This window comes from Rathayibacter tanaceti, assembly GCF_009834165.1.
GTDB classification, from domain to species: Bacteria; Actinomycetota; Actinomycetes; order Actinomycetales; family Microbacteriaceae; genus Rathayibacter; species Rathayibacter tanaceti.
Genome location: NZ_CP047186.1, coordinates 1,714,148 through 1,728,016, shown reverse-complemented (window position 1 = coordinate 1,728,016; position 13,869 = coordinate 1,714,148). Strand labels below are relative to the sequence as shown.

Below are 13,869 nucleotides of genomic sequence, written 5' to 3'. Positions count from 1 at the left end.
CGCAGGACGGGCGGAGAACATGAGCACCGATCACGGAGCCGCCGATCACGACGCCGCGTCGACGCCGGACGCGCCGCGCTCCCGCTCCCGCCGCCGCTTCCTCGCTGGAACCGCCGCGGCCGGAATCGGGGCCGGTGCCCTCGCGGGTGGCGCGATCGGTGCCGCCGTCGCCTCCGGCTCGCGTCGCGAGGAGGAGCCGCGACTTCCCGCGCGCGACGCCCCCGGCTTCGACCACGTCGTCGTGATCATGTTCGAGAACCGCTCGTTCGACAACGTGCTCGGGCGGCTCTACGCGCCCGACGATCTGCCGGCCGGCGAGACCTTCGAAGGGTTGCTTCCCGACGAGCGATCCAACACCAGCGCGGCCGGCGAGACGATCGGCACCCATGTCTACGCGGGAGCGACCGACACGGTGATGCGCCAGCCCAACCCGGATCCCGGGGAGGAGTACCCGCACGTGAACACCCAGCTCTTCGGCACGATCGATCCGCCGGCCAACGCCGGCCGTCCGGTCGGCGAGATGGCAGCCCCCTACAACGCTCCCGCCGACGCCTCCGCTCCGACAATGGGCGGCTTCCTCGAGGACTACCTGCAGCATCTGCGCGAGAGGAAGAAGGGCCAGGAGCCGACTCGCGAGGAGGTACGCACCATCATGGGCGGCTTCTCGCCCGAGATGCTCCCTGTCTTCTCGACCCTGGCCCGCGAGTTCGCCGTCTTCGACCACTGGTTCTGCGCCGTCCCGTCGCAGACCTTCTGCAACCGCTCCTTCCTCCACGCCTCCACCTCGCACGGCTTCGTGACCAACAAGCACGCCGGCGGCTACGAGAAGTGGCTGGCCGACGACCTCGCCGACGCGCCCACGGTCTTCAACCGGCTCGAGGAGGCGGGGAAGACCTGGCGGGTCTACTTCGACGCACTGCAGGTCGTCTCGTACACCGGCTTCCTGCACGCACCGGTGCTCGAGAAGTACTGGACGACGAACTTCTCGACGATGGACCGCTTCTTCTCGGACGTCGAGAACGGCGAGCTGCCGGACTACGCCTTCATCGAGCCCAGGCTCGTCTTCGACCACAACGACATGCACCCGCCGACCGGCGTCCTGCACGAGCACCGCGTCGACGGAACGACCGTCTACGACAGCGCGCTCTCGGACGTGCGGGCCGGGGAGCTGCTGCTGCACGAGGTCTATTCGGCGATCCGCGAGAGCAGGAGCCCCACCGGCTCCAACGCCGTCAACACCCTCCTGCTGGCGACCTTCGACGAGCACGGCGGCCTCTACGACCACGTGCCCCCTCCGGCGGCCGTGCCCCCGGGCGACGGGCGGGATGGCGAGATGGGCTTCGCGTTCGACCGGCTCGGTTGCCGGGTGCCGGCGATCGCGGTCTCCGCTTACACGCGCGCGGGGACGATCGTGCACGACGACATGCACCACGGGGCGGTGATCCGCACGCTGAGCGAGCTGCACGGGCTCGCGCCGCTGACCGCTCGCGACGCCTCCGCGGCAGATCTCTTCGGCGTGCTGACACTCGACGAGCCGCGCCAGATCGACGACTGGCCGACGACACTGCCGCAGTACCTTCCGCCCAATCCGGAGGCGACGCCTCCCCACCCCGCGCATACACACCGCGACAAGCCGCTCAGTCCTCCGGCCGTGGGCCTGATGGGCCTGTTGCTCGCCCGCTACGGCGAGCCGGGCGCCGAGCTGCCGACCACCTACGAGGGCGCGTACGAGGCGCTCGTCGAGCACGGGGCGAGCCTCTTCGGCGGCTCGTGACCGGGCGGCGCTCCGGGCGGAGTCGGCGTCGGCGCGCCGAGTAGACTGACGGCCGGAAATCCCCCCGAACACCAGACGGAGACGCATGTCCGAGATCACGGCCGACACGGTCGCCCATCTGGCCCAGCTGGCCAGGATCGACCTCACTTCCGACGAGATCCAGAACCTCACGAGGGAGCTCGACCAGATCGTCGACTCCGTGCGCGCGGTCCAGGCCGTCGCCACGCCCGAGGTGCCGGCGACCAGCCACCCGATCCCGCTCGAGAACGTGTTCCGCCCCGATGTGATCGGCGAGACGCTGACCCTCGAGCAGGCCCTGTCCGGCGCGCCCGAGCACGACGGCAGCCGCTTCCAGGTCTCCGCGATCCTGGGGGAGGAGCAGTGAGCGTCCACGGCGACGAGATCGTCCGGCTGAGCGCGTCGGCGCTCTCCGAGAAGCTCGCCGACGGCTCCGTCTCGTCCGTGGAGGCCGTCCGAGCCCACCTCGACCGGATCGGCGCCGTCGACGGCTCGGTCCACGCGTTCCTGCACGTCGCCCACGAGAGTGCCCTCGCCTCCGCCGAGGCGGTCGACCGCCGCCGCGCCGACGGCGAGTCGCTGCACCCCCTCGCCGGAGTGCCGCTCGCGGTCAAGGACGTCATCGTCACGAACGACATGCCGACCACCAGCGGGTCCCGGATCCTGGAGGGCTGGCGCCCCCCGTACGATGCGACCGTCATGCGCAAGGTCCGCGAGGCGGGGCTGGTGCCGATCGGCAAGACCAACATGGACGAGTTCGCGATGGGCTCGACCACCGAGCGCTCCGCCTACGGTCCCACTCACAACCCGTGGGACCTGGACCGGATCCCCGGCGGCTCCGGCGGCGGCTCCGCCGCGGCCGTCGCGAGCTACGAGGCGCCGCTGGCCCTCGGCTCCGACACCGGAGGCTCGATCCGTCAGCCCGCTCACGTGACCGGCACCGTCGGGGTGAAGCCGACCTACGGCGGCGTGTCGCGCTACGGCGCGATCGCCCTGGCGTCGAGCCTCGATCAGATCGGACCGGTGTCGCGCACCGTCCTCGACTCCGCCCTGTTGCACGATGTGATCGCCGGGCACGACCCGCGCGACTCGACCTCGCTGCGCGACTCCTGGCCCTCCTTCGCCGAGGCGGTCCGCCGCGCCGACGTCGCGGGCCTGCGGATCGGCGTGGTGAAGGAGCTCGACGGCGGCGAGGGGTTCCAGCCCGGCGTGCTGGCCCGCTTCCACGAGGCGCTCGAGATCCTCCAGGGTGCCGGAGCCGAGATCGTCGAGGTGAGCCTCCCGAGCGTCGAGCACGCGGTCGCCGCGTACTACCTGATCCTCCCGGCGGAGGCGTCGAGCAACCTGGCGAAGTTCGATTCGGTGCGCTTCGGCCTCCGCGTGACTCCCGAGGGCGGCGGCACGGTTGAGCAGGTGATGGCCGCGACCCGCGAGCAGGGCTTCGGCCCCGAGGTCAAGCGGCGGATCATCCTGGGCACCTACGCGCTCTCGGCCGGCTACTACGACGCCTACTACGGCAGCGCACAGAAGGTCCGCACGCTCGTCCAGCGCGACTTCGACGCGGCCTTCGCGAGCGTCGACGTCATCGCCTCGCCGACCGCTCCGACCACCGCCTACCGCCTCGGCGAGAAGCTCGACGACCCGCTGGCCATGTACCGCGGCGACGTCGCGACGATCCCGGCGAACCTGGCCGGGATCCCCGGCATCTCCGTCCCCGCCGGTCTCGCCGACGAGGACGGACTGCCCGTCGGCGTCCAGTTCCTGGCGCCCGCGCGCGAGGACGTGCGCCTCTACACGGTCGGCGCGGCCCTCGAGGAACTCCTCGAGCAGAAGTGGGGTCACCCGCTGCTCGCTCAGGCCCCCGATCTGACCCGTTCCGTGCTCTCCGCGACCGAGGAAGGTGCCGTCTGATGGCCACCGCGCACACGTCCGCCCCCGAGCTCATGGACTACGACGAGGTCTTCGAGCGCTTCGAGCCGGTGCTCGGCTTCGAGGTGCACGTCGAGCTCAACACGAAGACCAAGATGTTCTCGGACGCGCCGAACGAGTTCGGCTCGGAGCCCAATACGAACGTGACCCCGGTCGACCTCGGTCTCCCGGGCTCGCTGCCGGTCGTCAACGAGCAGGCCGTCCGGTACTCGATCAGCCTCGGCCTCGCGCTCGGCTGCTCGATCGCGCCGTCCAGCCGGTTCGCTCGCAAGAACTACTTCTACCCGGACCTCGCCAAGAACTACCAGATCTCGCAGTTCGACGAACCGATCGCCTTCGAGGGCACGGTCGAGATCGAGCTGAGTGACGGCTCGCTCGTGCAGATCCCGATCGAGCGCGCCCACATGGAGGAGGACGCGGGCAAGCTCACCCATGTCGGCGGCTCCACCGGCCGCATCCAGGGTGCCGAATACTCTCTCGTCGACTACAACCGCGCGGGTGTCCCGCTCGTCGAGATCGTCACCAAGCCGATCTACGGGGCGGGCACGAGCGCCCCGGAGTACGCGAAGGCCTACGTCGCGACCATCCGGGACATCGTGCTCGCGCTGGGCATCTCCGACGCCAAGATGGAGCGCGGCAATCTCCGCTGCGACGCCAACGTCTCGCTGCGGCCGATCGGCCAGGAGAAGCTCGGCACCCGCACCGAGACCAAGAACGTCAACTCGCTGCGCTCCGTCGAGCGTGCCGTGCGCTACGAGATCCAGCGCCAGGCGGCGATCCTCGCCGCCGGCGGCACGATCAGGCAGGAGACCCGGCACTGGCACGAGGACACCGGCCGCACCTCCGCGGGCCGGCCCAAGAGTGACGCCGATGACTACCGCTACTTCCCGGAGCCCGATCTGCTCCCGGTGGTACCGAGCCCCGAGCTGATCGAGGAGCTTCGCGCCGCGCTCCCCGAGAAGCCGGCCGATCGCCGACGCCGTCTGAAGACCGAGTGGGGCTTCACCGATCTCGAGTTCCAGGACGTCGCCAACAGCGGACTGCTGGTCGAGATCACCGAGACCGTCGCTGCCGGAGCGAGCCCGCAGGCCGCGCGCAAGTGGTGGACCGGCGAGATCGCACGCCTCGCGAACGCCGCGGGTGAGGAGCCGGCTGTTCTGGTCAGTCCGGCTCAGGTCGCCGAGCTCGCCCGGCTGATCGAGCGCGGCACGCTCACCGACCGCCTCGCCCGCGAGGTGCTCCAGGGCGTCATCGCCGGCGAGGGCACCCCGCAGGAGGTCGTCGACGCCCGCGGACTCGCCGTCGTCTCGGACGACGGCGCACTCATCGAGGCGATCGACGCGGCCCTGGCGTCGCAGCCCGATGTGCTCGCCAAGATCCGCGACGGCAAGGTGCAGGCCGCCGGTGCCGTGATCGGTGCCGTGATGAAGGCGATGAAGGGCCAGGCCGACGCGGCGCGCGTCCGCGAGCTCGTCCTGGAGCGCGCGGCCGGCTGAGCCGGTGCGGGGAGGTGCGGCCATGAGCGGTGGAACCGGCGAAGCGCCCCTCCCCGCGCGGCTGGAGCTGCGGACGGGTGCCCTCCTGCGCCCGCTGGTCTCGAGTGACGCGGACCTGCTGCACGAGGCGATCGGCGATCAGCGCCCCTGGCTGGCGGCGCCGCTGCAGGGCGACGATCCGGCCGTCCTCCCGTCGGCGTCCCTCGGTGACGACATGCGCGGGCTCCTCCGGCTCGAGGAGGAGGCGCGCGCCGGCCGGGCGCACACGTTCCTCCTCGTCGGTCCAGACCGCACCGAGGCGCTCGGCGCCCTGAGCGTCCGCCCCGGCGGCGACTCCGCCGAGGCCTCCTGGTGGGTCGTCCCCACTGTCCGCGGGTCCCGGCTCGAGGAGGAACTCGACGCCTACGCGCGACGCTGGCTCCAGCAGCACTGGCCGTTCGAGACGGTGACCACGCCCGACAACCGCCCCGACGACCCCGTCGCCCTGGCCGGTGCCACCATCGTCGCTCGTGTGCCCGCGATTCCAGAGCGCACGGAACCGCCTGAGCCGGATGTGGCCTCCGCAGCGCGCCTCTGGGCCGAGTACCGCTGCACGCACCCGGCCGCAGCGGAGGAGCTCCCACCCGTCCAGTCGTTCGGCGACAGCATCGCGATGGCGAACGAGCTGCTGGGCCTCGTGCGGCGCGGAGTGAAGACGGCCACCGCTTCGCTCGCCGAGGAAGGTGCGCCCGCCGCAGGCGACCACTGGATCGTGTGCGACGGCGAGGGCGCGGCACGCGCGGTGCTGCTGACGGAGGACGTGCGGACCGGCCCGCTCGACTCGGTCGACGACGTGTTCGCCTGGGCCGAGGGCGAGGGCGATCGCACGCGCGAGTCCTGGCTCGACGGGCACCGCCGCTACTTCTCCCGCGTCTCGCCGGGCGGCATCGGGGATGTCGTCTTCGAGCGCTTCCGCCTGGTCTGGCCCGAGGCGGAGGCCGAGCGCGCTGCGGCCTTCGCCCGCTCCGTCGGAGCATCCCGGCCGGAGGAGCTCGACGGCACTCCCGCGCAGGACTAGGGGGTTCCCCGGATGCCGCGCTCAGGCTGCCTGCGACAGAGTGGACCCATGGCTACTCTCGTGCGCCCCGCCAGGGGCAAGATCATCGCCGGCGTCTGCGCCGGTCTCGCCCGTCGCTTCGGCTGGAGCCCGTTCGTGGTGCGCCTGTTGTTCGTGCTCTCGTGCCTCCTGCCCGGGCCGCAGATCATCGCCTACCTCGTGATGTGGCTGGTGATCCCGAAGCAGAAGTGAGGCGGAGGGGCGCGCCGGCCCCTGCGAGCGCGCCCGTCCACCTCTGGCTCTGAGACCCCGTTCGGCTCGTCGGAACGTGCGATCCTGGCGAGCCGGATCGCCGTCGACGCTCCGGAACCCGGTGGCCGCCACTCGGAGACTGCTCTGAGAGAACAGTCAGCGTCGAAGCCGGCGGCGGGCCTACGGTGGCGACGTGCGTCCGTCGGGCGCCGAGGAGGAGATCATGGGATTCCTGGACCGACTGCTGGGCCGCGAAGAGCAGCCAGAGAGCACGCGTCGAGCGACATATGCACCGCCCGAAGCCGGCAACCGCCGGCCGGAGTACGGCACTCCGCCCGCGACCTCCCCGCGGAACGACGACGCGCGGGCGATCGAGCGTTACCGCTATCTTCTGCGCACGGCTCCGCCCGAGGCGATCGAGCAGGTGCACCGCGAGGCCTTCGAGCAGCTCACCCCCGAGCAGCGTCAGCAGGTCTTCCGCGAGCTCAGCGAGGGAGCACCGGTCGGCGATGCGCCGAAGGACGACGACCCGCGCACCCTGGCCCAGTCCGCCACTCGCAGCGAGCTCCGGCAGCCCGGCTTCATGGAGCGTCGCTTCTCCGGCGGAGGCGGCATGGGCTTCGGCGGAGTGCTCGCCTCCTCGATGCTCGGCACCATCGCCGGCTTCGCCATCGGCTCGGCGATCGCGGGCGCGTTCCTGCCTGACGCGGGCGGCGACTACGCCTCCGGAGAGGCCGGTGACGCCTCCGCGGACGGAGCCGGTGACGGGGGAGCAGACGGCGGAGCGGACGCCGGGGACGGCGGCGGCTGGGGCGACTCCGGGGGAGGCTGGGGCGACTCGGGCGGCGGCGACTTCGGTGGCGGCGGCGACTTCGGTGGTGACTTCGGGTTCTAGCTCTCGAGCAGAATCTCGACCGGGGAGGGCCCCCGACCACACGGCGTCGTCGGGGGCCCTCCGCGGTTTCCGCTCATTCGCCGTCGGTGAGCAGTGCCTTCACCTGCCTGCGCTGCACCTTGCCGATCATGCTCCGTGGCAGCTCGTCGACCACCGTGATCCGCTTGGGCACCTTGTAGGGCGTGAGCGCCTCCCTGACGGCGCGACGCGCGGCCTCGGCGTCGAACTCGGCTCCCGGCTCCAGCACGACGGCGGCTGCGACCGATTCGCCGCTGCGGGCGTCCGGCAACCCGACCACGGCGACCTCGCGGACCGCGGGGAGGCGCAGCAGCACCTCCTCCACCTCGGAGGGCGACACATTGAAGCCGCCCGTGATGATGAGCTCCTTGATCCGGTCGACGACGCGGACGAAGCCGTCCTCGTCGATCGTCGCGATGTCGCCCGTCCGGAACCAGCCGTCACCGGTGAACGCGGCGGCCGTCTCCTCGGCCTTGCGGTGGTAGCCGCGGAACACCTGCGGTCCGCGGACGACCAGCTCGCCCTGCTCGCCCGTCGCGACCGCCGTCTCCGGGTGCTCAGGATCCACGATCCGCACGTCGGTGCCCGGTAGCGGCAGACCGACGGTGCCCGCCCGGCGAGAGGGGCCGACGGGATTCGCCATCAGCACGGGCGACGTCTCCGAGAGCCCGTAGCCCTCCACGAGAGTGCCGCCCGTCAGCGCCTCGAACGATTCGACCAGCGCCGGCTCGAGCGGCATCGCTCCCGAGATGGCGATCTCGATGCCCTGAAGCGAGACGCCGCGCTCCTCCGCCCGGCGCGCGAGGCGCTCGGCGATCGGTGGTACCGCGGGCAGGAACGTCGCGGGATGCTTCCGCACCACCTTGAGCACGAGGTCCGGATCGAACTTCGGGAACAGGACGAGGCGCGCTCCCATGCTCATGGCGAAGGTCAGGCAGAGCGTGAGCCCGTAGGCGTGGAACATCGGCAGGACGGCGTACACGACGCAGTCGCCGCGACGCACCTGGGGCACCCAGGCCCGCGACTGCGCGGCGTTCGCCGTCAGGTTCGCGTGGGTCAGCTCGGCGCCCTTGGGCGTGCCGGTTGTGCCGCTCGTGTACTGGATGACGGCGAGGTCGGTGGCGGTGGGGCGCGGATGCGCCGGGTCGATCCGACGGTCGAGAAGCGACTCCCAGTCGACAGCGCCGCGCACCGGACCGGTCAGTGCGGCGCGCGACTCCCGTGCCGTTCTGAGCGGAAGGCGCAGCGCGGCGCGCATCGGCGCGGGCATGGCCCGGGTGAGGTCGACCGTGATCACGGTCCCGACCCCGAGATCCGCCGGGAGGTCCTGGACGAGCGGGACGACGCGGCTCCACGCGATCACGACGCGGGCGCCGTGATCCTCGAACTGGTGGCGCAGCTCCCGCGGCGTGTAGAGCGGGTTGTGCTCGACCACCACAGCGCCCAGCCGGAGCACCGCATAGAAGGCGACGACGTGCTGCGGGCAGTTGGGCAGAACCAGCGCGACCGGATCCCCGGCCCGGACACCGAGGTGACGCAGGCCCTCCGCCGCCCGCTCCACCTCGTCGGCGAGCTGCGAGTAGCTGGTCGACCGGCCGAAGAACTCGAGTGCAACGTGGTGCGGATACCGCTGCGCCGACTCGGTGACGATGTCGACGAGCGAGCCGGAGGGCAGTTCCAGCTCCGTCGGCACGCCGGGTGCGTAGCTGCGGATCCAGGGGCGGGGCGGGTGGGTGCTCACCCGCCCCACTCTAGGAGGCGCGCGCTGCTCAGGCCCCCTGCGCGACAGCGTCGTCGATGGGCGTGCTCCCCGAGACGAGTTCCCAGGACTTCCCGATCGAGGTGGGCTGTGCGAGCACCGCGAGGACAGTGGCCGCGACGTCCGCGCGCGGGATGCTGCCCTTCTCGACGGCGGTTCCCAGAGTGATCCTGCCGATGCCCTCGTCGTTGGTCAGGCCGCCCGGGCGGAGGATCGTGTAGGCCAGTCCGGAGTCGCGCAGCGCCGCGTCCGCGTCCCGCTTCGCTTCGACGTACGCCTTCCAACCCGCTTCGGTGTCATCCGGAAGCGGCTCGTCGACGCCGATCGCACTGATCTGCACGAAGTGCTGCACACCGGAGAGCGCGGCGGCCCTCTGGCTGAGAACCGACGCCCCCAGGTCGACGGTCCTCTTGCGGTCCGGGCCCGAATCCGGACCGGCGCCCGCCGTGAAGACCATGCCGTCGACGTGGCCGAGGGCCTCCGCGAACGCCTCGGGAGTCGTGTCCTCCAGGTCGTGCACCAGCGGTTCGCTGCCCAGGCGGACGATGTCTTCCGCGTGCTCGGGGTTGCGGATCACTCCGACCGACTCGTGGCCGGCGTCGTACAGCAGGTGCAGGATCTGCTGGCCGACCTTGCCGTGGGCTCCGATGACGGCGATGCGTGTCATGGATGTTCCTCTCCTCGTCGGGGCGGGTCGCCCCTGGTCAGTGGTCCTCCCATCCTGCCTCGGCCACCTGAGCGGCCCAGGCCTTGACAGCGTTCAGGCGGCCAGCCGGTCGTCGCGCCCCGTGATCGCGAGCAGGCGGCTCTGGAGGGGGGCGGTCTCGTCCACCGGGACCGGAGCGGCGTAGAGTCCGCTGGCGCGCAGTGTGTCCTCCTGCGGGGCGAACAGTTCCCACACGGCGGCGACGAGGTCGTCGTCGAGGCGCTCATCGCTTCCGGTGGCGCGGGCGAGGTCCCACGCGTGCACGGTCACATCAGCCACCTGCTCCTGCAGCAGCTCCAGAGCGCTCACGGTGTCGCGGCCGAGGCGGACCGCGGACGCGGGATCGACGGCGCGCGCGGTCGAACTCAGACGGTCTGTGACGCGTCGCCATTCGCCGCGCAGATCAGCGGCGACCGGCTCGAGCCGGATCGGCGACTCGTCGCCCCCCGACAGGAGGGTGTGCGCCCGCTGTTGCTCGCGGACGACGTGCAGTACGAGGGCGCGCACGTCCCACTCGGTGTCCGGCGTGGGGGCGGTCCAGTCCTCGACAGCGACGAGCCGGAGCTCGAAGGCGCTGTGGGCGCGGTCCTGCAGGGCGAGCCAGCGGCTCATCTCGGTGGCGGTGGGGGAGTCGGGCTGCTCGTGCGTCATGTGTCTCTCCGGAGCGTCGTGGATGCTCGGGTCAACCGCGACCAGGCGGCGGCCATTCCCCACGGCACCGATGTCTGAGGTGCGTGCGAGCATGGGAACCGGATGGACGGCACGGCGTGAGCGAGCAGGACGGCACAGCGTGAGCAAGCAGGACGGGACAGGGCGGCGGATCACCGCCGAAGCGCTCGACGACCCCCGCGCCAGCATCCTGCACATCGACATGGATGCGTTCTTCGCCTCCGTCGAGCTGCTCGAGCGGCCGGATCTGCGGGGACGGCCGGTCATCGTCGGCCACGTCGGGGCCCGCTCGGTCGTCACCGCGGCCACGTACGAGGCCCGGCGGTACGGGGTCAACTCGGCGATGCCGATGGCGGTCGCTCTGCGGCGCTGTCCGCAGGCGGTGGTGCTCGAGCCGCACATGGAGCGATACCGTGACGCCTCGCGCCGGGTCATGGCGATCTTCGACTCCTTCACGCCGCTGGTCGAGCGGCTCAGCATCGACGAGGCGTTCCTCGACGTCGCCGGAGCACGGCGCCTCTCGGGCTCGCCGTTCGCGATCGGCACCGAGATCAGGCGTCGGGTGCACGCCGAGCTGGGTCTGACCTGCTCCGTCGGCATAGCGAGCACCAAGTTCGTCGCGAAGCTCGCCTCTAGCCGATCCAAGCCCGACGGGCTGCTCGTCGTCCCCTCGGACGGCGTGCGCGACTTCCTCGATCCGTTGCCCGTGAGCGCTCTGTGGGGCGTCGGAGCGAGCACTGAGGAGGCCCTGATGCGCCGCGGGCTTCGGACAGTGGGCGACGTGTCGACGACTCCGTTGGCGTCCCTCGTTGCGGCGCTCGGCGAGGCGACGGGCCGCCGCCTCCACGCCCTCGCCAACGGAGTGGACCCGAGGCCGGTCGACACCCGCCAGATCGAGAAGAGCGCCGGCCACGAGATCACCTTTGCCGACGATGTCGCCGATGACGAGCTCGTCCGCCGCGAAATGCTCCGCCTCTGCGACAAGGTCGCCGTGCGGATGCGCCGGTCGGGCGTGCGTTGCCGGACGGTCGCCGTGAAGGTCCGCTTCGGAGACTTCAGCACCGTGACGCGCTCGCGCACGTTGACCGAAGCGACCGACGTCGCCCGCGTGCTCTACGAGGCGTCCTCCGCGCTCCTCGAGGCAGCGAATCCGCTCCGTCGACCGGTCCGCCTCATCGGCGTGCGCGGCGAGCAGCTGGTCGAGGGCGACGATGTCGCGTTCTCGCTCTGGAGCGACTCCGACGACTGGCGTGATGCGGAGCTCGCCGTTGACGGCGTCTCCGCCCGTTTCGGCTCCGGAGCCGTGCGGCCCGCTTCCCTTCTCTCGCGCTCGGCGCCCGAGTCGGCCAAGGGGATCGACCTCAGCGACACGCTCGCTACGCGGAGCCGATCGTCAGACTGACGGGCCGGTGGTCTGAGCCGTTCGGCGGCAGGACCTTGAGGGTCGCGGCGGGCACGCCGTCGGCCAGCGCATGGTCGAGCGAGACGACGGGCAGGAGCGCCGGCCAGGTCGCCGGAAAGCCGAACCCGCCGGTGCGCACGAGCCCGGCCTCCGCGAGAACCGGCGCCAGCAGATGATCGTCGGTCGGCGTGTTGAAGTCGCCGATCACGAGGGTGCGCGCGGACTCGTCCTCGCGCAGCGCCGAAGCGAGGTTCGTGAGCATCGTGTCCCGCTCCTGGTGGTCGCCGGGGCGGAAAGACGCGAGGTGGACGACGAACAGACGGGTCCTGCCGATCGGGGTCCCCACATCGACGGCGAGTGCGCGCTCCCAGCCGAGCCCGAGGTCGAGCGGCTCCTCGTCGGCGAGCTCGGTGCGACTCCAGACGCCGACCGTGCTCGAGACGAACGAGTACGGATACTCCTCGGCGAGCTCGGCGTCCACGGCGCGCTCGGCCGGGCTGTCCAGCTCCTGCAGTGCGATCACGTCCGGCCGCCCAGCCGCGAGTGCAGCGGCGACACCCCCCGCGTCCTCGCTAGTCTCGACGTTCTGGCTGACCACGGTGAAGGAGCCGGAGCGGACAGCGGGCGCCGGCAGAGCGACCGGCAGCACCAGGACCCCGTAGACCATCGCGAGCACCGTGACCGCGGCCGCCGCCCTCCGCGAACGGAGCGGGACCACGGCCGCGATCAGCGCGAGGACGATCAGCCCCGTCCACGGGATCCCGACCTCGAGCACCGACAGCCAGCCGATCGGGTCGGGCAGGACCCGGTGGAACGCCAGGAATGCAGCGAAGATGAGGCTCGCGACCGCCACGACGGCCGACCGCGCGGGGCGGCGGCGGGAGGAGGGCATCCGACGATTATGACTGCCCGATGCCGGGAGGACATGCGCGAGTCCTGTGCGCCCCGGCCTGCCGCTTGTCGCCGCGGAGACCCGCGGAGTACGGTCGCAGCATGCCCAACATCGCAGTCTCCCTGGCCGACACCGTCACCACCGCGGGTACCGCGGCGATCTACGGTGAGCCGGTCACCGTCGACGGAGTCTCTCTCGTCCCGGTGGCCCTGCGCTGGTTCGGGTTCGGTGGCGGCAGCGGTTCCGAGGACGGCCAGGAGGGTGGCGGCGGTGGCGGCGGCGCTACGGTCATCCCCATCGGCGCCTACATCAAGGACGATCTCGGCCTGCGCTTCCAGCCGAACGTCATCTCCGTCCTCGCTGTCGGCATCCCTCTCGTGTGGGTGAGCGGGAAGGCTCTCGCGCGCGTGATCCGCGCCCTCAAGAAGTAGGCATTCCCGTTCGGCGTGGTCCGCGGCACGACCGAGTCGGAAGGCAGCCCTCAGCTGGCGCGCTGCTGGCGCGCGACGAACCACTTCTTCTTCGTCCGGCCGAAGCCGACGATCAGCCGCTCGGCGTCGTTCGGGCGCCGCGGGTCGTAGATGACGGAGGCGGGCTCGCCGGCCATCCACGCGTCACCCCGGCGTTGCGGCACCTTCAGCGCTCGCTTCTCCTCGCCCTCGGTCGTGCGGTAGACGACCAGGAGGCGGCCCAGGTCCTGTGCGGCAGCGCGGTCACCGCGCGTGGGGTCGTGCCCGACGACGCGGGCCGGCACCCGGGTGCCGTAGGTCAGCAACTCTCGGCGGATCCGCCACCGGCGCTGCCAGAGAAGGACCTGCAGCAGCACGAGGAGCAGCACGACCAGGACGACGACCACCGACCACGACATGACGTCTATGATTGCCGACGAACACGGGAGTCCGGTGCACCGGACTGAGAGGAAGGCAGCAGCCTTCGACCGTCGAACCTGATCTGGGTCATGCCAGCGAAGGAACGTTTCGATCTCCTCTTTCCAACCCGTGCCCTCCATTCGCTTCCACGAAA

14 protein-coding genes and 1 riboswitch are annotated in these 13,869 nt (G+C 71.4%); of the genes, 9 read left to right on the top strand and 5 right to left on the bottom strand.

Annotated elements, in window-relative coordinates:
- The first annotated feature begins 19 nt into the window (after window positions 1–19).
- From GSU10_RS08135 to GSU10_RS08105, 7 genes are all read left to right on the top strand, one after another.
- Window positions 20–1,774, top strand: coding sequence for an alkaline phosphatase family protein (locus GSU10_RS08135; RefSeq protein ID WP_068207434.1), 1,755 nt, complete (start codon window positions 20–22; stop codon window positions 1,772–1,774).
- An 85-nt stretch (window positions 1,775–1,859) separates the two neighbouring features.
- On the top strand, window positions 1,860–2,159 hold the full coding sequence (gene gatC / locus GSU10_RS08130; RefSeq protein WP_068207431.1) for an Asp-tRNA(Asn)/Glu-tRNA(Gln) amidotransferase subunit GatC: 300 nt from the start codon (window positions 1,860–1,862) through the stop codon (window positions 2,157–2,159).
- A complete protein-coding gene (gene gatA / locus GSU10_RS08125) occupies window positions 2,156–3,703 on the top strand; it encodes an Asp-tRNA(Asn)/Glu-tRNA(Gln) amidotransferase subunit GatA (RefSeq protein WP_132504253.1) in 1,548 nt (515 codons plus the stop codon). The genes gatC and gatA overlap by 4 nt, the downstream gene beginning before the upstream one ends.
- Complete coding sequence (gene gatB, locus GSU10_RS08120) at window positions 3,703–5,217, top strand: Asp-tRNA(Asn)/Glu-tRNA(Gln) amidotransferase subunit GatB (RefSeq protein ID WP_068207429.1); 1,515 nt, start codon at window positions 3,703–3,705, stop codon at window positions 5,215–5,217. Before gatA ends, gatB begins: the two co-directional genes overlap by 1 nt.
- A gap of 22 nt (window positions 5,218–5,239) precedes the next feature.
- Window positions 5,240–6,274: an ASCH domain-containing protein gene (locus tag GSU10_RS08115; protein WP_241972885.1), complete on the top strand. Its 1,035-nt coding sequence runs from the start codon at window positions 5,240–5,242 to the stop codon at window positions 6,272–6,274.
- A 48-nt stretch (window positions 6,275–6,322) separates the two neighbouring features.
- Window positions 6,323–6,505, top strand: coding sequence for a PspC domain-containing protein (locus tag GSU10_RS08110; protein ID WP_068207423.1), 183 nt, complete (start codon window positions 6,323–6,325; stop codon window positions 6,503–6,505).
- A gap of 223 nt (window positions 6,506–6,728) precedes the next feature.
- Entirely contained in the window at window positions 6,729–7,400 is a 672-nt protein-coding gene (locus tag GSU10_RS08105; protein WP_132504255.1) for a hypothetical protein, read from the top strand.
- A 73-nt stretch (window positions 7,401–7,473) separates the two neighbouring features.
- On the opposite strand, the gene GSU10_RS08100 is transcribed toward GSU10_RS08105, so the two are convergent.
- The 3 genes from GSU10_RS08100 to GSU10_RS08090 form a co-directional block, all read right to left on the bottom strand.
- Window positions 7,474–9,159 carry a long-chain-fatty-acid--CoA ligase gene (locus GSU10_RS08100; RefSeq protein WP_068207418.1) on the bottom strand — a complete coding sequence of 562 codons (1,686 nt, stop codon included), beginning with the start codon at window positions 9,157–9,159 and terminating at the stop codon, window positions 7,474–7,476.
- Window positions 9,160–9,187: 28 nt separating this feature from the next.
- Window positions 9,188–9,844: an SDR family oxidoreductase gene (locus GSU10_RS08095; RefSeq protein WP_068207415.1), complete on the bottom strand. Its 657-nt coding sequence runs from the start codon at window positions 9,842–9,844 to the stop codon at window positions 9,188–9,190.
- Window positions 9,845–9,937: 93 nt separating this feature from the next.
- Window positions 9,938–10,534, bottom strand: a complete 597-nt coding sequence (locus GSU10_RS08090) for a TIGR03086 family metal-binding protein (protein WP_236713478.1) — start codon at window positions 10,532–10,534, stop codon at window positions 9,938–9,940.
- A gap of 139 nt (window positions 10,535–10,673) precedes the next feature.
- Between GSU10_RS08090 and dinB the strand changes: the two genes are divergently transcribed.
- Complete coding sequence (gene dinB / locus GSU10_RS08085) at window positions 10,674–11,954, top strand: DNA polymerase IV (RefSeq protein WP_082844907.1); 1,281 nt, start codon at window positions 10,674–10,676, stop codon at window positions 11,952–11,954.
- Here the strand turns inward: dinB and GSU10_RS08080 are convergent.
- Complete coding sequence (locus tag GSU10_RS08080; RefSeq protein WP_068207412.1) at window positions 11,929–12,846, bottom strand: endonuclease/exonuclease/phosphatase family protein; 918 nt, start codon at window positions 12,844–12,846, stop codon at window positions 11,929–11,931. The two genes, dinB and GSU10_RS08080, sit on opposite strands and share 26 nt — an antisense overlap.
- A 101-nt stretch (window positions 12,847–12,947) precedes the next feature.
- Here GSU10_RS08080 and GSU10_RS08075 point away from each other — a divergent pair, with 101 nt between their 5' ends.
- Window positions 12,948–13,277, top strand: coding sequence for a hypothetical protein (locus GSU10_RS08075; RefSeq protein WP_068207409.1), 330 nt, complete (start codon window positions 12,948–12,950; stop codon window positions 13,275–13,277).
- A gap of 50 nt (window positions 13,278–13,327) precedes the next feature.
- On the opposite strand, the gene GSU10_RS08070 is transcribed toward GSU10_RS08075, so the two are convergent.
- A complete protein-coding gene (locus GSU10_RS08070) occupies window positions 13,328–13,714 on the bottom strand; it encodes a DUF3592 domain-containing protein (protein ID WP_068207406.1) in 387 nt (128 codons plus the stop codon).
- 14 nt (window positions 13,715–13,728) lie between these two features.
- A riboswitch (TPP riboswitch) is annotated at window positions 13,729–13,836 on the top strand.
- The last annotated feature ends 33 nt before the right edge of the window (window positions 13,837–13,869 follow it).

Coding starts and splice junctions, on each gene's coding strand:
- GSU10_RS08135 (WP_068207434.1), top strand. CDS start 20: ATGAGCACCGATCACGGAGCCGCCGATCACGACGCCGCGTCGACGCCG.
- gatC (WP_068207431.1), top strand. CDS start 1,860: ATGTCCGAGATCACGGCCGACACGGTCGCCCATCTGGCCCAGCTGGCC.
- gatB (WP_068207429.1), top strand. CDS start 3,703: ATGGCCACCGCGCACACGTCCGCCCCCGAGCTCATGGACTACGACGAG.
- GSU10_RS08115 (WP_241972885.1), top strand. CDS start 5,240: ATGAGCGGTGGAACCGGCGAAGCGCCCCTCCCCGCGCGGCTGGAGCTG.
- GSU10_RS08110 (WP_068207423.1), top strand. CDS start 6,323: ATGGCTACTCTCGTGCGCCCCGCCAGGGGCAAGATCATCGCCGGCGTC.
- GSU10_RS08105 (WP_132504255.1), top strand. CDS start 6,729: ATGGGATTCCTGGACCGACTGCTGGGCCGCGAAGAGCAGCCAGAGAGC.
- GSU10_RS08095 (WP_068207415.1), bottom strand. CDS start 9,844: ATGACACGCATCGCCGTCATCGGAGCCCACGGCAAGGTCGGCCAGCAG.
- GSU10_RS08090 (WP_236713478.1), bottom strand. CDS start 10,534: ATGACGCACGAGCAGCCCGACTCCCCCACCGCCACCGAGATGAGCCGC.
- GSU10_RS08080 (WP_068207412.1), bottom strand. CDS start 12,846: ATGCCCTCCTCCCGCCGCCGCCCCGCGCGGTCGGCCGTCGTGGCGGTC.
- GSU10_RS08075 (WP_068207409.1), top strand. CDS start 12,948: ATGCCCAACATCGCAGTCTCCCTGGCCGACACCGTCACCACCGCGGGT.
- GSU10_RS08070 (WP_068207406.1), bottom strand. CDS start 13,714: ATGTCGTGGTCGGTGGTCGTCGTCCTGGTCGTGCTGCTCCTCGTGCTG.